General features: G+C 64.0%; 15 protein-coding genes and 1 pseudogene. 3 read left to right on the top strand and 13 right to left on the bottom strand.

The genetic code is table 11. The features are described 5' to 3' along the window. Positions 1-101 precede the first annotated feature (101 nt). Positions 102-1,490 (top strand): MFS transporter, encoded by a 1,389-nt coding sequence (locus GV035_RS11400; RefSeq protein WP_159835218.1) that lies wholly within the window; start codon positions 102-104, stop codon positions 1,488-1,490. 15 nt (positions 1,491-1,505) lie between these two features. Here the strand turns inward: GV035_RS11400 and GV035_RS11395 are convergent. Both GV035_RS11395 and GV035_RS11390 read right to left on the bottom strand, forming a co-directional pair. Next, positions 1,506-1,708: pseudogene (locus tag GV035_RS11395) on the bottom strand (hypothetical protein). 136 nt (positions 1,709-1,844) lie between these two features. Further along, positions 1,845-3,722, bottom strand: coding sequence for an ABCB family ABC transporter ATP-binding protein/permease (locus tag GV035_RS11390; RefSeq protein WP_159835217.1), 1,878 nt, complete (start codon positions 3,720-3,722; stop codon positions 1,845-1,847). A 206-nt stretch (positions 3,723-3,928) separates the two neighbouring features. Between GV035_RS11390 and GV035_RS11385 the strand changes: the two genes are divergently transcribed. Next, positions 3,929-4,324 carry an acyl-CoA thioesterase gene (locus tag GV035_RS11385; protein ID WP_159835216.1) on the top strand — a complete coding sequence of 132 codons (396 nt, stop codon included), beginning with the start codon at positions 3,929-3,931 and terminating at the stop codon, positions 4,322-4,324. A 6-nt stretch (positions 4,325-4,330) separates the two neighbouring features. Here the strand turns inward: GV035_RS11385 and GV035_RS11380 are convergent, their stop codons facing one another. Together GV035_RS11380 and GV035_RS11375 are read right to left on the bottom strand one after the other, a co-directional pair. Further along, the gene (locus GV035_RS11380; RefSeq protein ID WP_159835215.1) at positions 4,331-7,453 is read right to left on the bottom strand and encodes a sensor domain-containing protein; all 3,123 of its coding nucleotides are present in this window, start codon (positions 7,451-7,453) and stop codon (positions 4,331-4,333) included. Positions 7,454-7,648: 195 nt separating this feature from the next. Then, positions 7,649-8,128, bottom strand: coding sequence for a nitrate reductase associated protein (locus GV035_RS11375; RefSeq protein ID WP_159835214.1), 480 nt, complete (start codon positions 8,126-8,128; stop codon positions 7,649-7,651). Between the two features lie 150 nt (positions 8,129-8,278). Here GV035_RS11375 and fdhD point away from each other — a divergent pair, with 150 nt between their 5' ends. Continuing rightward, positions 8,279-9,106, top strand: coding sequence for a formate dehydrogenase accessory sulfurtransferase FdhD (gene fdhD / locus GV035_RS11370; RefSeq protein WP_159835213.1), 828 nt, complete (start codon positions 8,279-8,281; stop codon positions 9,104-9,106). A 6-nt stretch (positions 9,107-9,112) separates the two neighbouring features. Here fdhD and GV035_RS11365 read toward each other — a convergent pair whose 3' ends face one another. From GV035_RS11365 to aspS, 9 genes are all read right to left on the bottom strand, one after another. Next, on the bottom strand, positions 9,113-9,511 hold the full coding sequence (locus tag GV035_RS11365) for a lysozyme inhibitor LprI family protein (protein ID WP_159835212.1): 399 nt from the start codon (positions 9,509-9,511) through the stop codon (positions 9,113-9,115). Positions 9,512-9,573: 62 nt separating this feature from the next. Then, positions 9,574-10,338 (bottom strand): enoyl-CoA hydratase, encoded by a 765-nt coding sequence (locus GV035_RS11360; RefSeq protein WP_159835211.1) that lies wholly within the window; start codon positions 10,336-10,338, stop codon positions 9,574-9,576. A gap of 58 nt (positions 10,339-10,396) precedes the next feature. Beyond that, the gene (locus GV035_RS11355; protein WP_159835210.1) at positions 10,397-11,596 is read right to left on the bottom strand and encodes an acetyl-CoA C-acyltransferase; all 1,200 of its coding nucleotides are present in this window, start codon (positions 11,594-11,596) and stop codon (positions 10,397-10,399) included. Between the two features lie 22 nt (positions 11,597-11,618). Continuing rightward, positions 11,619-14,048, bottom strand: coding sequence for a 3-hydroxyacyl-CoA dehydrogenase/enoyl-CoA hydratase family protein (locus tag GV035_RS11350; protein ID WP_159835209.1), 2,430 nt, complete (start codon positions 14,046-14,048; stop codon positions 11,619-11,621). A 121-nt stretch (positions 14,049-14,169) separates the two neighbouring features. Beyond that, positions 14,170-15,957 carry an acyl-CoA dehydrogenase C-terminal domain-containing protein gene (locus GV035_RS11345; RefSeq protein ID WP_159835208.1) on the bottom strand — a complete coding sequence of 596 codons (1,788 nt, stop codon included), beginning with the start codon at positions 15,955-15,957 and terminating at the stop codon, positions 14,170-14,172. A 69-nt stretch (positions 15,958-16,026) separates the two neighbouring features. Further along, positions 16,027-16,722: a TetR/AcrR family transcriptional regulator gene (locus GV035_RS11340; RefSeq protein ID WP_159835207.1), complete on the bottom strand. Its 696-nt coding sequence runs from the start codon at positions 16,720-16,722 to the stop codon at positions 16,027-16,029. Positions 16,723-16,980: 258 nt separating this feature from the next. Continuing rightward, entirely contained in the window at positions 16,981-18,258 is a 1,278-nt protein-coding gene (locus GV035_RS11335) for a phospholipase D-like domain-containing protein (protein WP_442859590.1), read from the bottom strand. Beyond that, positions 18,258-18,734: a dihydroneopterin triphosphate diphosphatase gene (gene nudB / locus GV035_RS11330; protein ID WP_159835205.1), complete on the bottom strand. Its 477-nt coding sequence runs from the start codon at positions 18,732-18,734 to the stop codon at positions 18,258-18,260. Before nudB ends, GV035_RS11335 begins: the two co-directional genes overlap by 1 nt. Positions 18,735-18,837: 103 nt before the next feature. After that, positions 18,838-20,640, bottom strand: a complete 1,803-nt coding sequence (aspS, locus tag GV035_RS11325; protein ID WP_159835204.1) for an aspartate--tRNA ligase — start codon at positions 20,638-20,640, stop codon at positions 18,838-18,840. Positions 20,641-20,686: the final 46 nt, after the last annotated feature.

Genomic DNA, 20,686 nt, shown 5'->3' with positions numbered 1-20,686 from the left:
GAGCGCGCCGCATCGACGCAGATTGGCATGATGCTTGCAAATTTCCGGGCCGCCGTGAACACGACGCCAAAGCGCGACCATCGCCCTCACCCGGAACACTCATGTCCAATCTTATTGCATCGCTCAAGAGCGGCAACTGGCGCTCGCTTCTCGCCTGCTTCCTCTATTTCGATACGGGCTTCACCGTCTGGGTGCTGTACGGGCCGCTTGCGCCGTTCATCGGGCGCGATGTGACGATGTCGGCCGCGCAGCAGGGCTTTTTCGTCGCGGTGCCGGTGCTGGCCGCCGCGATTCTGCGCGTGACGCTCGGCAATCTCTATCAATCGACCGATGGCCGCCGCGTCGCGCTGATGGGCGTGCTGCTTTCGTCGATTCCGTCCATCGTGCTGCCGCTCGTGCCCGGCGTGCCGTCGTATGCGCTGCTGCTCGTGCTCGGCGTCTTCCTCGGCATGGGCGGCGCGAGCTTCGCCGTCGCGTTGCCGATGGCCGGCAGCAACTATCCGCCGAAGGTGCAGGGGCTCGTGCTGGGCCTCGCCGCAGCGGGCAATATCGGCGCGGTCCTCGACGGCTTCCTGTTCCCGCATCTGGCGGATGCGTTCGGCTGGAAGGTATCGACCGCCGCCGCGCTGCCGCTGCTCGCCATCACGGCAGCCGCGCTGTTCGCGTGGGCGTCGGACGCGGGCGAAAAAACGGGCAGCACGATGCGCGCGCTCGCCAGCTTCGCGGTGACGCTCGCAAGCCTCGTCGTGCTGGTGCTGGCGGTGCATGGCGGCGCGTTCGGCGCAGGACGCACGGGCGTCTTGCTGCTGCCGGTGATCGGCGCGCTGATTGCGATTGCCGTGCTGCCGCGCCGCTATCGTTCAGTGCTCGGCGAACGCGATACGTGGGTCATCATGCTGATCTACAGCATCACGTTCGGCGGCTTCGTCGGCATGTCGTCGTATGTGACCGTGCTGCTGACTTCCCTCTATCAGATGCCGAAGCTCGATGCCGGGCTTTTCATGTCGCTGCTCGCGTTTCTCGGCGCGATCGTGCGGCCGTTCGGCGGCTATGTCGCGGATCGCGTGACCGGCGTGCGCGCGCTGCTCGTGCTGCTCGCGGTGATCGCCGCCGCCGATTTCGCGTTCGCCATCTGGATGCCGCCGGTCGCGGGCGGGCTCGGCCTGCTCGTTTGCCTTTATCTCGCGTTCGGGCTCGGCAACGGCTCCACGTTTCAGCTCGTGCCGCATCGCTGGAAGGGCAAGACGGGGCTGCTGTCGGGCATCGTCGGCGCGGCGGGCGGAATCGGCGGCTTCTATCTGCCGGTCATCATGGGCATCGCGAAGGAAAGCACCGGCAGCTATCAGATGGGCTTCGCGACGTTCGGCGGGCTCGCAACCTACGCATTCGGCGCGCTCTTCGTGCTGCGCAGGCAATGGCTGCGGTGGTCGGTCACGTCAGCGCAAGGACACGACGCCGTCGCAATCAACGGCGCGCACGCGATGGAGTGACGCCGCAGCCGTAACTCAAGGCCGGCGATCGTTCGCGATTGCCGGCCAGCGGGCAAAGGCGAAGACCCAGAGCATCGCGAAGTTCACGATGGGCACAGTCCGGTGAGCACCCACCAGCCGGAGTGCCCTGTGCGCTTGATGATCCGCACGTACGGGTAAATCGTCAGAACGCAAAAGCCGATGACGATCAGCCAGTGCCAGATGCTCAAACTTTCCATGCTTTCCTCGCAGTTTTCTTGTAGGCGCAACGGCGCGAGATGCGCCGCATTGATCTGCAATACTAAGTAAGTCAGCGAGAATATATCAGCTTCGTGCAGCCGCGGCCCCTCCGACCGCGACTTTCAGAATTTTCGTTCAAACCTTCGCCGCATCGTCCTGTTCGACGACAGGCTCGACCGTCCGCTGCTGCTGCAACGCCCACATCTGCGCAAAGAGGCCGCCCGCTCGCAGCAGCTCGGCGTGCGTGCCGCGCTCGACCACGCGTCCGTGATCCATCACGATGATCTGCTGCGCATGCACGACCGTCGATAGCCTATGCGCGATGATGAGCGTCGTGCGTTCGCGCGCGATGGAATCCAGTTCGCGCTGAATGGCGCGCTCGGACTTCGAATCCAGCGCGGACGTGGCTTCGTCGAAAATGAGGATCGGCGGATTTTTCAAAAGCGTGCGCGCGATCGCCACGCGCTGCTTCTCGCCGCCCGACAGCTTCAGTCCGCGCTCGCCGACGGTCGTGTCGTAACCCGCCGGCAACGATTCGATGAAGTCGTGGATATGCGCGGCGCGCGCCGCCGCCATGACTTCCTCGCGGCTCGCGGAAGGCCGTCCATATGCAATGTTGTAGTAGATCGAATCGTTGAAGAGCACGGTGTCCTGCGGCACGATGCCGATCGACGCGCGCAGCGAATCCTGCGTCACGTCGCGAATATCCTGCCCGTCGATGACGATACGCCCGCCCATCGCGCGGTCGAGATCATAGAAGCGAAACAGCAGCCGTCCGAGCGTGGATTTTCCCGAGCCGCTGTGCCCGACAACGGCGGTCGTCGTGCCCGCCGCGATGGTGAAATCGACGCCATGCAGAATCTGCCGCGCCGCTTCATAGGAGAAGCTCACGTTCTCGAAGCGCACTTCGCCGCCTTTGACGAGAAGCGGCTGCGCATTCGGCGCGTCCGGCACTTCGCGCCCTGCGCCGAGCAGCGTGAACATGCGGTCCATGTCGGTGAGCGCCTGCTTCAACTCGCGGTACACCACGCCGAGAAAGTTCAGCGGAATATAGAGTTGCAGCATGAACGTGTTGATGAGCACGAGATCGCCGAGCGTGAGCCGTCCCGCCATCACGCCTTGCGTCGCGCGCCAGAGAATGAATACGAGCCCCGTGCCGATGATCGTCTGCTGCCCGAAGTTGAGCATCGAGAGCGACCGCTGCGATTTGATCGCAGCCGCGCGATACCGCTGCAGATTCTCGTCGTAGCGGCGCGTTTCCCATTCTTCGTTGCCGAAGTATTTCACCGTCTCGTAGTTGAGGAGCGAATCGATGGCGCGCGAATTCGCCTTCGAATCCAGCTCATTCATGGTGCGGCGATAATGCGTGCGCCACTCCGTCACTTTCACCGTGAACGCGATATACGTGCAGAGCGCGATGAACGTGACGATCGCGTAATACGCCTCGTATTTCGTCACGAAGAACGTGAGCACGAGCCCGACCTCGACGAGCGTCGGCAAGATGCTGTAGAGCGAATAGGACACGAGTTGCTGAATGCCGCGCGTGCCGCGCTCGATGTCGCGCGACATGCCGCCCGTCTGCCGCTCTAGATGAAACCGCAGCGACAGCGAATGCAAATGGCGAAATACCTTCAGCGCGAGTTGCCGCACGGCGCTTTCGGTCACTTTGGCGAAGAGCAGTTCGCGCAGTTCGGTGAAGAGCGATGTCGAAAGCCGCACGCCCGCATACGCGATCACGAGCAGCCCGATCCCGCCGATCAGCACGATGCCCGGCGCATCGTGCGCGCGGCCAAGCGCGGTGAGATGCTGCACCGAGGCGAGACCGTCGACGATGCGCTTCATCACGATCGGCACGCCAAGGTTCGCGACCTTCGCGCCGATCAGACACGTCAGCGCGAATGCGACGCGCCACTTGTAGGTGGTGAGGTAAGGCAGCAGCGAGCGGATCGTCTGCCAGTCGTTGCGCGGACCTTGTGCGGCCGGACCGGGCTCGGAATTAGAGTAGCGGCGCATGGTTTCGAGTGATAAGGCGCGGCGCGGGGACGCCTTGTGTCTGTTCGGAGCGGGCGCACGCCGGCGCGTGGTTCCCGTACAATTTGCAGAAGCCCGCAGCGTGAGGCGCGGACGCTTCCTTATAAACACGCATTGTCGCAGAAGGACCCAGGCCACGCTCGCGGCCGCCTTCTGCGCGAAACGGCGACGTCAACCGGGACCTTCTCATGCCGCAAGAATCCAAGCTTCCCCAAAAACCCGTCGCGCTGCGCGTGGTGCCGCAGCCCGCCGACGCGAACATGCACGGCGACGTCTTCGGCGGCTGGATCATGGCGCAAGTGGACATTGCCGGCTCCATTCCGGCAAGCCGGCGCGCGAACGGGCGCGTCGCGACCGTCGCGGTCAATTCGTTCCTCTTCAAGCATCCGGTGTTCGTCGGCGACCTGCTGAGCTTCTACACGGACATCGTGAAGACGGGCAACACGTCGATCACCGTCTATGTCGAAGTCTTCGCGCAGCGAATGAGTCTTGCCGAGGAAGTCGTCAAGGTGACGGAAGCGACGCTCACCTACGTCGCGACCGACCACGACCGCCGGCCGCGCGCCCTGCCTTCGCTCGACTGAACGCGCTCAGTCCGCCAGCACCCCCTGCCTCAGCAGACCGGGAATGGCTTCCTGCGGCATCGGGCGCGAGAACAGAAAGCCCTGCATCTCGTCGCAATCGCGTTCGCGCAGAAACTCGTGCTGCGCCAGGGTCTCGACGCCTTCCGCGATCACCTGCAATTCCAGCGAATGCGCAAGCGCGATGATCGCGGACGTGATCGTTTCATCGTCGCCCGGCGAGCCGATATCCGCGACGAAAGACCGGTCGATCTTCAGCCGATGCACCGGGAACCGCTTGAGATACGACAGGCTGGAATACCCGGTCCCGAAGTCGTCGATGGCAATGCCGATGCCGAGCGCCGATAGCTCGGACAGCATCATCACGGCGTCCTCGGCGTTGCGCATGATCGCGCTTTCGGTCAGCTCAAGTTCCAGATAACGCGGCGCAAGCCCGGTTTCCGCGAGCACGGACGTGACGAGCGTCGCGATATCGCGTTGCTGGAAATGCCGCGCGGACAGATTCACCGACACGCGCGCCGGCGGCAGCCCCGCATCCTGCCACGCCTTGTTCTGGCGGCACGCTTCGCGCAACACCCACTCCGACAGCGGCCCGATGAGTCCGCACTCCTCCGCCACCGGAATGAACGCGGCCGGCGACACGAGCCCCTGCTCGGGATCGCGCCAGCGCACGAGCGCCTCGATGCCGACGATCGCGCCCGTCGCCATATCGATTTGCGGCTGATAGTGCAGCAGGAATTCGCCCTCGCGCAGCCCGCGCCGCAGACGCCGCTCGAGATCCAGCCGCGCCCCGACGCTCGCGTTCATCTCCGGCTGATAGAACTGATACGTGTTGCGGCCCAGATCCTTCGCGCGGTACATCGCGAGATCGGCTTTCTTCAGCACGGTTTCGGCGTCGTCGCCGTCTTGCGGAAAGAGGCTCGCGCCCATGCTGCAACCGACGTAAAGCTCCGTTTCGTCGAGCCATATTGGTTCGGAAATCGTCGCCCGCGTGCGCTCCATCCACGCGATGAGAGCGGCTTCGTCCGTCAGGTCCGGCAGCACGATCACGAACTCGTCGCCGCCGTGACGCGCGACCGTGTCGCCCGATCGGGCGGAGCGCGCGAGCCGCTCGCCGATGACCGCGAGCAGCCTGTCGCCGACGCTATGGCCCAGGCTGTCGTTCACGTTCTTGAAGCCGTCGAGGTCCATGAACACGACCGCGATTTGCGAGTTGCGCCGCCGCGCCTGCTCGATCGCATGTTGCAGGCGGTCGCGCAGCAGGTTGCGGTTCGGCAGGCGCGTGAGCGTGTCGTAGTTCGCCTGATATTCGAGCTGCTCCTGATAGTTCATCAGATCGGTCACGTCGTTGATGATGCCGATGTGATGCGTCGTATGCCCTTGCGCGTTCGGCACGGGCGCGACGAAGAGCTGATTCCAGAACAGCGCGCCGTCCTTGCGATAGTTGCGCAGCACAACGCTCGCTTCCCCGTTGACGGCGAGCGCGCGGCGGATCGACGTGAGCCCTTCCTGCTCGCCGTCCGGGCCGTGCAGAAAGCGGCAATCGCGACCGATCACTTCGCTCGGGTCATAGCCCGTGATGCGCTTGAACGCGGGGTTCGCGTACTCGATCACGTTCGCGCCGTTCACCGCGCCGGTAATGAGAATGGCGTTCACGCTCGCGTCCAGCGCGCGGCTTTGCAGACGCAGCGCGAGTTCGGCGCGTTTGCTGTCGGTCACGTCGTGATACGAGCCGAGCACGCCGATGGTGGCGCCTTCGCCGTCCATCAGCGGCAGCTTGCTGATGACGACCGTATGCAGCGTACCGCCGACGATCACGTCGCGCTCATGGTGCATCTTCGGCACGGTGGTCAGAAACACTTCGTGATCGTCGGCGCGAATCATGTCGGCCGCGGTGCTCCACGGCAGCTCGTAGTCCGTCTTGCCGACGATCTGCTCGTTATACGCGAGCCCCGCGTCGCGGGCGAACGCGTTGTTGCAGCCGAGATAGCGCAAATCGCGGTCCTTCCAGAACACGCGCTGTGGAATGTTGTCGATGATGGCCTCCAGCATCTCGTTCGACCGGCGCGCCTCGGCTTCCGCGTTGATGCGGTCCGTCACGTCGTTCGCGAGCATGAAGAGGCCGGGCCGATTGGAATACGTGAGCGCGTGATGCGAGACGTCCGCGCTGATCGCCGCGCCATCGCGATGACGATACCGCCACACGCCGCCCGAACGCTGGCCGCGCGTCGCGCGCTCGCCCGGTTCGCGCGCTTCGCCTTCGCTGCGGGCGAGCCGCGCGGCGAAGCGGTCGAAGTCGTCGGCGGCGTGCAGATCGCGCAGCGTCATCTCCATGAACTCGGCTTCGGTATAGCCGTAATGCTCGCTCGCCGCCGGGTTCACCGCGACGAAGCGCATCGTTTCGCGGTCGACGATCCACATCGGCACCGGATGCGCCTCGAACATGCTGCGAAAACGCTCGTTGCTGCGATGCTTCGCCCGCGCGACGCCAATCTTTTCGCGCGCCGAACGCTCGTGGGCCGCGAAGAGCGTGATGAGCGCGCCGCTGCCGAGCAGCATCGTGAACGCGAGCAGCAGCATCGCGCCGCCCGATGCCTGCGCCGAGCGGTCGAGCGCCGCCGTCGTTTCGGTGTCGATGCGGTTGCGCAGCGCCGCCAGTTCCTCGTCGACTGCCTGCTGGTCTTCGGAAAGCAGCACGAACGCGGTGTCGGCCCACGCACGCGACTCATCGACGCTTGCGCGGCGCGCGCGTTCGTCGGCCAGATTCGCGTCGGAGCGCATGGCGGCCGTGCGCGCGGCGAGCGCGTCGAAGGCGCCCGCGACGCCGGGTTCCATCGCGAACTGCGCACGCAGGCCGCTTTCGAGCGCGTCCAGATGCTGTTCGCGCGCCGCGTGCTGCGCGGCGGGTTCCGCGATGCCCGTCGCCTCGAAGCGGCTCAGTTGCGTGAGCGCCTCGCCGAGCGATCCGCGATACGCGGCGAGATCGCGCAGGAGACTCATCGAGCGAAGCGTGCTCGCATTGGTCGCGCGCAGATCGACGATCCGCTCGCAGGCGACGAATGCGTTCGCGCCCAGCGCGGCCAGCACGACGGCGACATTCACGAGGAATCGCCCAGAGAGGAAACGAGTCATGAGCGGCAAGCGGTTCCTTTGCTGCGCGGTCGCGGCGCCAGTGATGCTCAAGCGCGCGCCCACGCAAAAGCGCGGTGCGAACCGTCAGGCTCACACCGCGATTGATGGATAACGCGGATAACGGCAGCTTTCGCGCGAGCTTGAGGGCGGCTTGCGAAAATCAGCCGCTCGTTTAGCCGGTTATTCAGCGCGCGCTCATTCGGCCAGCCCAAACTCGCGCATGGCGGGCAGAAAGTCGTGATTGAGTTTGTCTGTGTTGCGCGAGAGCTTGGCGATCGCGTAACGCTGAAACCGGTCGAGCGCGGCCCAGCGCGAAAGACTCGGCGCGCTCACGCCCGCGAGACTGCTTTGCCGGATGACGGCTTCGGGCACGGCGTCGGCGTGAGCCCAGACGGGATCGGCGTCACGCTCGATCTTTTCGGGCGCGGCGTTCGCGTGCGTCTTCATCATTTCTTCGAGCGCGAGATCGAAGTTCTTTTCCAGCTCGGCATCGTCTTCGACCGGAAAGCGCGCGAGCAGCACGCGATCGTCATACGGAAGCATCTGCCATTGATCGAGCGTGATCCGCATGCCGAAGCGGTCGAGATTGAAGCGCACGGAGAGCGGAATGAAGCGCAGATTGTCCGAGGATTCGACCTCGAACGCGAAAAGACGAGCGGTATCGTAAAGTCCCATGGCGATAGCCTCATTAGAGTGAGCGGCGCGCGCCGGCGCGCATCGCCCGCTTAAGTTATTGTAGGGCTTGGTACTGGGCTGGAACCGTGCAAGCAGCAGATTCAGGCAGCAATGCCCATGCCCGTGATCGTGTAGTACATGGAGATGAAGGTGAACCCACTCGAAACCGAAGAGCAGCCCGGCTATGTCGAACGGGACGTGCGAAGACATCGCCGGGGCGAAAGCGCCGTCGCAAACGATCACGTCGGACAGGAATGGCCCATCGCGCTCGTCTACAACGGCATTTCGCACGCGGTGATGATGTGCACGCCGCGCGATCTCGAAGCGTTCGCCGTGGGCTTCTCGTTGACGGAAGGCATTGTCGAGCGCGGCAGCGATATCCAGGATATCGAAGTGTATTACCGCGACGACGGCCACGCGCTGCCGCATGCCGAGGTGCATCTGCAAGTGGTGCAGCAGGCGTTCGCGTCGCTGAAGGACAAACGTCGCGCGCTCGCGGGGCGCACGGGATGCGGCGTGTGCGGGATCGAGAGCATCGACTTGCTGGACCTTCAGCCGGAGCGCGTGCCCGATACCGGCTTTCTTGCGCGCCTCGCGCCGGACGCGATCGAGCGCGCGGCCCGCGAGTTGCCGGCGCATCAACGGTTGACGAAGCTCACCGGCGGGCTGCATGCCGCCGCGTGGTGCGATGAAAGCGGCGCCGTGCGGTATGCGTTCGAAGACGTCGGCCGTCACAACGCGCTCGATAAGCTCATCGGGCAACTCGTGCTGCGACGCGAAGACACGACGCAGGGCTTCGTGTTTCTGTCGAGCCGCGCGAGCTATGAACTCGTGCGCAAGTCGGCGCGCGTCGGCGTGCCGATGGTCGCGACCATTTCCGCGCCAACGTCGCTTGCTATCGCCATCGCGAAGCAGGCGGAGTTGCGGCTCGTGAGCTTCGCGCGGGAGGGGGGGTTTGTGGAGTATGAGGTGGAGTGAGTGCGCTTACTGGCCGCCGCACGACACGTCGCCTTCCTTGCAATGCAACTGCGCGGCGAGATGCGCCGTCTGCGCCTGCGTCAAGTTTTCGACGCACATCGCGGTTTCCATCGAATTGATGCTGCCGCCGCGCGTCCCCATGGTGTCGAACGCGCATTGCGCGTCGCGCCACGCAACCCATGCGCGCTGCGCCTTGCGCAACTGTTCCGCGCCGTCCTTGCTCACTTTGCCGAGCAGCGTCCGGTACGTGTCGTTCAGCTTCTGGTCGGCGGCTTTCAACTCGCGGCCCACGCACTCGTCCATCGCCATTTGCGTGGTTGCCTTGTTCATGCACGCGGACGAGTCCGCCCACGCGGTCACGGTCGAGAGCAGCAGCGTTGCGCAAAGAAGGAGCTTGAGTCGCATGGAACGTGTCTCCGCGTGAGAAAGCATCGGCTGATGCGGGCCGCCGTATTAGCGGCGGCGCATCACTCAAACCGACTAAAATCCGCCCTACGCTTCTCGAAAAACGCCTGGAACGCCTCGCGCGCTTCCGGCGCACCGAGCATGCCCGAAAAATGCGCAGCCTCTTCTTCCATGCGCGCGGCCACTTCGTTGCGTTGCTCGTTTTTCATCAGCGCCTTCGTCGTTTTCAGCGATGAAGCCGGCAGCGCCGCCAGCCGTCTCGCTCGCTCGAAGGCATAGGCGTCGAGTTCGGCCGCATCGATCGCGCCGTTGACGAAGCCCATACTGATCGCTTCGCCGACATCGAACGCTTCGCCCAGCAGCAGTTTCTCCGCCGCCCGCTGATAGCCAGCGATGCGCGGCAGCAGCAGGCTCGACGCCGCCTCCGGGCACAGCCCGAGCTGCACGAAGGGTAGCGAGAACTTCGCGTTCTTCGCGGCATAGACGATATCGCAATGCAAAAGCATCGTCGTGCCGATGCCCACCGCGACGCCCGCCACCGCCGCGACCACCGGCTTCGGCATGCCGCTCAAGCGTCGCAGGAACTGGAACACGGGCGCATCCAGGTTTTTCGGCGGATCGTTGAGAAAGTCCTCCAGATCGTTGCCCGCGCTAAACGCGCCGCCGTTGCCGCGCAGCAGAACCGCGCGCACCGTTGCGTCGTTTTCCGCTTCGTACAGCCCGTCGGCCATTTCCTGATACATGGCCGCCGTGATGGCGTTCTTCTTCTCGGCGCGATTCAGCACGATGCTCAACACGCCCTGCGCCCGTTCGATGACGATATCCATGCGGCGTCTTCCTTTTTCTTTGTTAGCCCGCGAGCGGACCCGCCTGCGGGCCGCGCAGTTAAACCCGCTCGATGATCCCCGCCGCGCCCATGCCGGTGCCGACGCACATCGTCACCATGCCGTACTTCAGGTTGCGGCGGCGCAGGCCATGCACGACCGTCGCCGAGCGGATCGCGCCCGTCGCTCCGAGCGGATGCCCAAGCGCAATCGCGCCGCCGAGCGGATTGAGCTTCGACGTATCGAGGCCCAGGTCGTTGATCACCGCGAGCGATTGCGCCGCGAACGCTTCGTTCAGTTCGATCCAGTCGAGGTCGTCCTGCGTCAGACCGGCGTTCTTCAGCGCAGCCGGAATCGCTTCCTTCGGCCCGATGCCCATGATTTCCGGCGGCACGCCGCGCACCGCGAAACTCACGAAGCGCGCGAGCGGCGTCAGATTGAACTGCTTGAGAATCTTCTCCGACACGACGATCAGCGCGCCCGCGCCGTCGGATGTCTGCGAACTGTTGCCCGCCGTCACCGAACCCTTGTTGGCGAACACCGGCCGCAGCTTGGCCAACGTTTCGAGCGACGTATCCGCACGCGGGCCTTCGTCGAACGCAATTTCGCGCGCATTCACGCGGACTTCGCCCGACGCGAGATCCGGGAAGCGTTCGTTGAGCGTGTACGCCGCGATTTCATCGGCGAATTCGCCCGATTGCTGCGCGGCCAGCGCCTTGCGATGCGACTCCGCCGCGAACGCGTCCTGCGCCTCGCGGCTCACCTTCCAGCGTTCCGCGACGCGCTCGGCGGTCAGGCCCATGCCGTATGCAATGCCGACGTCCTCACTGCGATCGAAGATATGCGGCGACAGCGACGGCTTGTTGCCCATCATCGGCACCATCCTCATCGACTCGCAGCCGCCCGCGAGAATCGCATCCGCCTCGCCGACGCGAATGCGGTCCGCCGCCATCGCGAGCGCGGTCAGGCCCGACGCGCAGAAGCGGTTCACCGTGACGCCGCCGACCGTCTGCGGCAGCCCGGCGAGCAGCGCGCCCATGCGCGCGACGTTCAGGCCCTGCTCCGCTTCGGGAATCGCGCAGCCGACGATGGCGTCTTCGATCACGCTCGTATCCAGTCCCGGCACCTGCGCCACGGCCGATCGAATGGCGTGGACGAGCAGTTCATCCGGGCGCGTGTTCCTGAACACGCCGCGCGGCGCCTTGCCGATGGGCGTGCGGCTCGCGGCGACAATATAGGCTTCCTGCAATTGTTTGCTCATAACCAGCTCCATTAGTCCGCGCTCAGTTGCGAACCGGCTTGCCGGTCTGCAACATGCCCATGATCCGTTCCTGCGTCTTTTGCGTGCCGAGCAGTTCGATGAACGCGCGGCGTTCCAGCCCAAGCAGCCATTCCTCGTCGACGAGACTGCCGCCTTCCACGTCGCCGCCGCACACCGCTTCCGCGATACGGCTCGCGATCAGGAAATCGTGCTCGCTGATGAAGCGGCCATCGCGCATATTGACGAGCGACGCCTTGATGGTCGACAGCGCCGAGCGGCCCGCCACCGGAATCTGCTTCGCGCGCAGCGGCGCACGGTAGCCGGAGTCGGCGAGCGCGCGCGCTTCCTTCTTCGCGATGTCGAGCAACTCGTGCACGTTGAATACGATGGTGTCCGACGGCTTCAGATAGCCCATGGCGCGCGCTTCGAGCGCGGAGCCGGAGACTTTCGCCATCGCCGCGTTCTCGAACGGCTTTTGCAGGAACTTGAGCAGATCGCTCGTCGCGTTAACGGCGCTCGCGGCTTCGGCTGCGCGCAATGCGGCTTCCTTCAGGCCGCCGCCCGCCGGCACGAGACCCACGCCCACTTCCACGAGCCCGATATAGCTTTCGACATGCGCGACGCGCTTCGCCGCATGCAGCAGCAGTTCGCAGCCGCCACCGAGCGCGATGCCCGACACCGCGCAGACCACCGGCACGTTCGCGTACTTCACGCGCATCATGCTGTCCTGAAACTTCTTGACGAACGGCTCGATGCCTTTCGCGCCGCCCATCATGAACGCGGGCATCGCCTCTTCGAGATTCGCGCCCGCCGAGAACGGACCGCCCGGCGCGCCGAGCGCGAGCGAAGTCGGCTGCCAGATCACCACGCCGCGGTATGCCTTCTCCGCGAGTTCGATGGCTTGCGTGAGACCGTCGAGCACGCCGGGACCGATCGTGTTCATCTTCGTCTTGAACGAGACGATCACCACGTCGCCGTCGTCGCGGTCGAGCCAGGCGCGCACGCTGTCGGTTTCGAGGAGCGTCTTGCCGTAGGTCTTCGGATCCGCGCCGCTTTCACCGACGAGCGGCGCGCGAAACACTTGCTTTTCGTAGACCGGCAGCGTCGAACGCGCGACGAAACGGCGAGCCTGCGGCGACCACGAGCCTTCATTCGTGTGCACGCCGCCTTTCTCGGCGACAGGGCCGTTCCGCACCCAGGCGGGCAGCGGCGCATTCGAAAGCGCCTTGCCTGCGTCGATGTCTTCCTGCACCCATTGCGCGACTTGCTGCCAGCCCGCCGCCTGCCAGCTTTCGAACGGACCCTGGTTCCAGCCGAAGCCCCAGCGGATCGCAAGATCGACATCGCGTGCGTTGTCCGCGATCGATTCCAGATGCACCGCGATGTAGTGGAACACATCGCGGAAAATGGCCCAGAGGAACTGCGCCTGCTTGTTGTCGGTTTCGCGCAGGAGCTTCAGGCGCTCGGCGGGCGGGCGCTTCAGAATGCGGCCGACGATCTCGTCCGCCTTCGCGCCGCCATCGACGTATTTCGCCGTCTGCGGGTCGAGCACCTTGATCGCTTTGCCTTCCTTGCGATAGAAACCCGCGCCCGTCTTCTGCCCGAGCGCGCCGTTCTTCACCAGTTCGGCGAGCACGGGCGGCGTCGCGTAGACGGAGAAGAACGGGTCGTCCGGCAGATTGTCCTGCATCGTCTTGATGACGTGCGCCATCGTGTCGAGGCCGACGACATCCGCCGTGCGGAACGTCGCGGACTTGGCGCGGCCGAGGCGCGCGCCGGTCAGGTCGTCCACTTCGTCGAAACGCAGCCCGAACTTCTGGCTCTCCGCGATGACCGCGAGAATCGAAAACACGCCCACGCGATTCGCGATGAAGTTCGGCGTGTCCTTCGCGCGCACGACGCCCTTGCCGATGGCGCTGGTCAGGAAGGTTTCGAGCTGATCGAGAATCTCGGGCCGGGTGGATTCCGTCGGAATCAGCTCGACGAGATGCATGTAGCGCGGCGGATTGAAGAAGTGCACGCCGCAGAAACGCGCCTTGAGTTCATCGGAGAAACCGTGCGACAGCTCGGTGATCGACAAGCCCGACGTATTACTCGCGAAGATGGCGTGCGGCGCGATGTGCGGCGAGACTTTCTTGTACAGGTCGTGCTTCCAGTCCATGCGCTCGGCGATCGCTTCGATCACGAGATCGCATTCGGCGAGACGCGCGATGTCGTCTTCGTAGTTCGCAGGCTCGATGTGCTGCGCGTCGTCCTTCACGCCGAACGGCGCGGGCGAGAGCTTCTTCAGATTCTCGATGGCCTTGAGCGCGATGCCGTTCTTCGCGCCTTCCTTCGCGGGAAGGTCGAACAGCAGCACGGGCACGCGGGCGTTGATGAGATGCGCGGCGATCTGCGCGCCCATCACGCCGGCGCCGAGCACGGCGACTTTGCGGATGTTCAGGGTGCTCACGGGAAAGCCTCCGTATAGTTTGGCTCTTCTGCCGGCGGCGCAGTCGAGTCGATTGCGCCGCGAGGCGTTTGATCGGGGTTGTCGTGGTTCGGAGAGTCGAACCGTCGCGTTGCGCTCGTGTTCAGAACAAGGCTTCGTCGTAGTCCATCATCGGCTTTGCGCCCGCGCGCGCGGCGCGGATCGTCGATGCGGTTTCGGGAAGGAGCTTCGCGAAATAGAAGCGCGCGGTGGCGAGCTTCGCCTTGTAGAAGGCATCGCCGGATGCGGCGTTGTCGAGCGCCACGCGTGCCATGCGCGCCCAGAAGTACGAGAACACCAGATGGCCCACCGTGCGCAGATACGGCACGGCCGCCGCGCCCACTTCGTCCGGATTCTGCATCGCCTTCATGCCGATTTCCATGGTCAGCTTCTGCACCTTCTCGCCGATATCCGCGAGCGGGTTGATGAACTCCTGCATCTCCGGCTTCACGCCTTCTTCTTCGACGAAATCGGTCACGAGCTTGCCGAAACGCTTCAGCTTCGCGCCCATGTCGCCGAGAATCTTGCGGCCGAGCAGGTCGAGCGCCTGAATGGAATTGGTGCCCTCGTAGATCATGTTGATGCGCGCGTCGCGCACATACTGCTCCATGCCCCACTCGGAAATGAAACCGTGGCCGCCGTAGATCTGCATGGCGAGGTTCGTGCCTTCGAACGCGTTGTCGGTCAGGAACGCCTTGATGACCGGCGTGAGCAGCGCGACGAAATCGGCGGCTTCGCGGCGCGCCGCTTCGTCTTCGTGCGACAGTTCCTTGTCGATGTTGAGCGCGGCCCAGTACGCGAACGCGCGGCCGGCTTCGGCATACGCCTTCTGCGTGAGCAGCATGCGGCGCACATCCGGATGCACGATGATCGGATCAGCGGGCTTCTCCGGCGCCTTCGGGCCGGTGAGCGAGCGCATCTGCAGACGCTCTTTCGCATAGACGAGCGAGTTCTGGTACGCCACTTCCGTGAGCCCCAGCCCCTGCATGCCGACGCCCAGACGCGCTGCGTTCATCATCACGAACATGGCGTTCAAGCCCTTGTTCGCTTCGCCGACGAGCCAGCCCTTCGCGCCGTCGAGGTTCATCACGCAGGTGGCGTTGCCGTGAATGCCCATCTTGTGCTCGATCGAGCCGCACTTGATGCCGTTGCGTTCGCCGGGCGCGCCGCTCGCGTCCGGAATGAACTTCGGCACAATGAAAAGCGAAATGCCCTTCGTGCCCGCAGGCGCGCCGGGCAGGCGTGCGAGCACCAGATGGACGATGTTCTCGGCCATGTCGTGTTCGCCGCTCGAGATGAAGATCTTGGTGCCGGTCAGCGCGTACGAACCGTCGCCATTCGGCTCGGCTTTCGTGCGCAGAATGCCGAGGTCGGTTCCGCAATGCGGTTCGGTGAGGCACATCGTGCCGGTCCACTCGCCCGAGACGAGCTTCGCGAGATACGTCGATTTCTGCTCCGGCGTGCCGTGCGCGTGCAGGCATTCGTACGCGCCGTGCGACAGACCCGGATACATGGTCCACGCCTGGTTCGCCGAATTGAGCATCTCGTAGAGCGCGTTATTGACGAACGCGGGCAGGCCCTGGCCGCTGTATTCGGGATCGCAGCCGAGCGCGGGCCAGCCCGCCTCGACGTACTGGCGATACGCCTCCCTGAAGCCCGATGGCGTCTTGACGACGCCGTCGCCTTCGTAGGTGCAACCTTCCCGGTCGCCGCTCTGATTCAGCGGAAACACGACTTCGGAGCAGAACTTGCCGGCTTCTTCGAGCACCTGATTGATGGTGTCCGCGTCCAGCTCGGCATGCTTCGGCATGCGCTTCAGTTCGGCTCCGACGTTCAGCAGTTCGTGCAGCACGAACTGCATGTCGCGCAGGGGGGCGGCGTACTGTCCCATGAGTCTCTCCAGTTTCTAGAAGCTTGCGTCGCGCGCCGCCGAACCCTTGGGACGATTCGATCGGCGCCGCTAACGGCTGCCCGTTTGATGCGAAGTTAGATTCGTCGTCGCACTCGCGGCTGTGTGGGCGCTCGGCTCGCTGGCTTCGCGGCCGCCGCCATCGGCAGGTGAATGCGACGTCTGATATGAAACGATCGTCTTTTCCAGCGCGTCCCGCGTCAGTTGCACCGCTTCCGGCAGATGCAGGAAGCGTGCGTCGTGATGCAGGCCGAGCGTGAAGCTGTACAACTCGAAGAGCATCAGCTTCGGGTCCGTCTCCGGCTTCAGATGCCCTTCCTCCTTCGACTGGCGAATGGCCCGCAAAAGCGCCTCGCGCCAAGTTGTCACGCTGTGAACGAGCTGCTCGCGCACCGCGCTCGCCGCGCGATCGTCGTATTCCACCGCGCCGCTAATGTAGATGCAGCCGGTCGTCACTTCCTCGATGCGCTTTTCCATCCAGCGGCTCATCATCGCGCGCAGTCGCGGCAGGCCGCGCGGTTCACGCAAGCTCGGGAAAAACACTTCGTCCTCGAACCGGCGGTGGTACTCGCGCACCACTTCCACCTGCAGATCCTCGCGCGATCCGAAGTGCGCGAACACTCCGCTCTTGCTCATCTGCATCCGTTCGGCCAGAAGGCCGATCGTCAGTCCTTCCAGACCGTCCCTGCTCGCCAGGTCCAACGCTGCGTCGAGAATCGCGGCCCGCGTCTGTTCGCCTTTTCGCATGATCCCACCGTCCTCTCGTGACCCCATTGAAAACGAACGGCCGTTCTATTATTGTGGCCGGTCGCTGCTGGAAACAAGCAATTTTTTAGAAAGCGGTTTCTAACTTTCACAGCAATCAATAGGATAAGTCCTATTTTTGCCCGCCCTATTGTCCTTTTTTAAGCGCGGCCTGCCTCTAAGTGACTGCCCGACTTCCCATTTGATGGGAGCTTGTTGACGTTTGGCAGCTACCTTGTCGATTTAGCAGTATTTGGACCGTCAATCGTACTGCCCGATGGTGATGACTTTCATCATCATTCGGTAGGTGTTGTAAGCGAGCCAACTGAGAATCCGCTCGGTCACGGGACGCGACGCGTAGTGTTTTTCGTCGATGGGACTGCCTTCGTCGAAGGCCCGGAGAATGGCGTCGTGCAGTCCGGCGATCTCCGCGTGGTTCACGAGCACCATGTTGGCTTCGTTGTTGAGCACGAGCGAGAGCGCGTCGAGATTGGACGAGCCGACGGTCGCCCAGTCGGCGTCCACGACCGCGACCTTGCCATGCAGCATGGTCTTCTCGTATTCGGCGATGCGCACGCCATTCTTCAGCAGATTGCCGTAAAGGAACGGCGTCGCGTAGTCGAGCGCGACGAACTCCTTGCGCCCGATCACGAGCGACACGCGCACCCCGCGCCGCGCCGCGAGAACGAGCGCGCGCCGCAGCTTGCGCCCCGGCATGAAGTACGGATTCGCGAGCAGCACTTCGCGCTCCGCGTGGGCGATCGCGCGCAAGTAAGCCTTTTCGATGGCCCGGCGATTGAGCAGATTGTCGCGCGCCACGAACGCGACGCACGGCTGGTCCACCGCATGGATCTCGCCGAGTTGCGCGCGGCGCCGTGCGCGCATCGCGCGCCGCGAATTCCGGCGGTTATGCTCCGGCTGCGGTTCGCACGCCGGCGAACGCGGCTCGCGCGGCTTGACGCCGAGCCGGATGCGCTCCCACTGGAGATCGAAGGCATCGCGCACGTCGGTCACCACGGGGCCTTGCGCCTCCATCGCAAAGTCCCAGCGCGGCTCCGGCAGGCGCGTGCCGTTCTGGTCGTAGTCATCGACGATATTGATGCCGCCGCAGAACGCGTACGTGTTGTCGATGAGCGCGAGCTTGCGGTGCGTGCGCGAAAAGCCGAGCGGCCCGAAAAGCAGATGCGGATTGTAGATTCGATGCTCGACGCCGCCCGCCTTCCACTGCTCGAACATCGGCAGGTTGCCGTCGGTGCCGATGCCGTCGGTGATCACCCGCACCGTGACGCCGCGCGCGGCGGCGCGCAGCAGTGCATCGGAGACGGCGCGGCCGCTGTCGTCGTTCGCGAAGATGTAGGTTTCGAGCGAAATGGTCTTCTGCGCGCCGTCGATCCGCTCGATCAGCGCGGGAAAGAACTGCACGCCGCTCTTGAGAATGCGGACCTGGTTGCCCGCAGTGAAGCAAAAACGCGGTGGACGCCGCCCGGAAAACAGCGCCTGGCGCAGTCGCTTGAAGCTGCGCCGGGGCCGCACACCGATCATCGGCTATGCGCCGCGAGGCGCTCGGGCAATTGGAGGATTGCTTCGCGGTTGGACCACGAAAAGCATCGGTCGGCGGCTACGCGCAACGGCAGCCACAGATGCGACGTGTGTTCGCGCGGCGCGAGTGTCACTTCCAGACAGTGCGGCACACAGAGACTGAACTGGTGTTCGGTGTTGTGCGTGATGCCTTCGGCGTAACGGTGCCGCCACTGCGGATAAATTTCGTACTGAATACTGTGATGCCAGTCCAGCAGCGCGTTTTGCGGCACCAGCGGACTGCCGACGATAATGCCCGTCTCCTCCTGCACTTCACGCGCAGCGGTTTCGTCGAGCGGCTCGTCGATGCGGTCTTTCGATCCCGTCACCGATTGCCAGAAGCCCGGGTGATCCGCCCGCTCGATAATCAGCACGTCGAGGTTGGGCGTATGAATCACGACCAGCACGGATTCGGGGATTTTCGGTGGCTTCTGCATGACTATGTTGAACTTGCGCGTTGTCTCGTATCCGGCAACGACTGTAGCGCAAAAAACGAAAAAGGCGCACTCGGCGCCTCTTTCGTCACAACATTAACGACGCTTATTGCGCCTTTTGTTCGGGCTGCCGCAGACGGATGTGCAGCTCGCGCAACTGGCGCTCGTCCACTTCGCTCGGCGCTTGCGTGAGCAGGTCCTGCGCGCGCTGCGTCTTCGGGAACGCGATGACGTCGCGGATCGAATCGGCGCCCGACATCAGCGTCACGATGCGGTCCAGACCGAACGCGATGCCGCCGTGCGGCGGCGCGCCGTATTGCAGCGCGTCGAGCAGGAAGCCGAACTTCAGGCGCGCTTCTTCCGCGCCGATCTTCAGCGCGCGGAACACCTTGCTCTGCACGTCTTCCTGGAAAATACGCACCGAACCGCCGCCGATTTCCCAGCCGTTCAGCACCATGTCGTACGCCTTAGCGAGACAGCGCCCCGGATCGGTCTCGAGATATTCGAGGTGCTCGTCCTTCGGGCTCGTGAACGGATGGTGCGCGGCCACGTAGCGATTCTCTTCCTCGTCGAACTCGAACATCGGGAAGTCGATCACCCACAGCGGCTTCCAGCCGGTTTCGAGCAGGCCGTTCGACTTGCCGAATTCCGAATGGCCGATCTTCAGGCGCAGCGCGCCGAGACTGTCGTTCACCACCTTCGTGCGATCCGCCGCGAAGAAGATGATGTCGCCGTCTTCCGCGCCCGTGCGCTCCATGATGGCGGCGAGCGCCGCGTCATGCAGATTCTTCACGATCGGGCTTTGCAGACCGTCGCGACCCTTGGTCTTGTCGTTGACCTTGATCCAGGCGAGGCCCTTCGCGCCGTAAATACGTACGAACTCCGTGTAACCGTCGATATCGCCACGCGACAGCTCGCCGCCCTTCGGCACGCGCAGCGCGGCCACACGGCCGTCCTTCGAATTGGCCGGCATGCTGAACACCTTGAAATCGACGTCCCTGACCGCGTCGGTCAGGTCGGCGAATTCGAGTTTCACGCGCAGGTCGGGCTTATCCGAACCAAAGCGGCGCATGGCTTCGGAATACAGCATGACCGGAAATTTTTCCGGCAGCGCGACGTCCATCGTCTCCTTGAAGACGTGGCGGATCATGTTTTCGAACAGATCGCGGATTTCCTGCTCGTTCAGGAACGAGGTTTCGCAGTCGATCTGCGTGAATTCCGGCTGACGGTCCGCGCGCAGGTCTTCGTCGCGGAAGCACTTGGTGATCTGGTAGTAACGGTCGAAGTTCGCGACCATCAGCAATTGCTTGAACAATTGCGGCGATTGCGGCAGCGCGAAAAACTGTCCCGCGTTCACGCGCGACGGCACCAGATAATCGCGCGCGCCTTCCGGCGTGCTCTTGGTCAGCATCGGCGTTTCGATGTCGATGAAGCCTTGCGCGTCGAGATACTTGCGCACTTCGATCGCCACGCGATAACGCAGGCGCAGATTCTTCTGCATCTGCGGACGGCGCAGGTCCAGCACCCGATGCGTGAGGCGCGTGGTCTCGGAGAGGTTGTCGTCGTCGAGCTGGAACGGCGGCGTGACCGACGCGTTCAGCACGTTGAGTTCGTGGCACAGGACTTCGATCTTGCCGCTCGTGAGGTTCGCGTTGACCGTGCCTTCCGGACGGTTGCGCACGACGCCCTTGACCTGCACGCAGAATTCGTTGCGCACGCCCTCGGCCACCTTGAACATCTCGGCGCGATCCGGATCGCAGACGACCTGGACGAGCCCTTCGCGATCGCGCAAGTCGATGAAGATAACGCCCCCGTGGTCGCGGCGGCGATGCACCCAGCCGCACAGCGAGACGGTTTGCCCCAGCAGGGCTTCGGTCACCAGACCGCAGTATTCAGATCGCATCGACATGATGTTGTGTCTTTCGTTGTTCGTTGATGAACGGCTCGCGTGCGGA

The sequence above is a fragment of the Burkholderia sp. 8Y genome, assembly GCF_902506145.1.
GTDB lineage: Bacteria > Pseudomonadota > Gammaproteobacteria > Burkholderiales > Burkholderiaceae > Caballeronia.
Note: the sequence above shows the minus strand (reverse complement) of the source record. Positions and strands in the feature narration are given on the sequence as shown.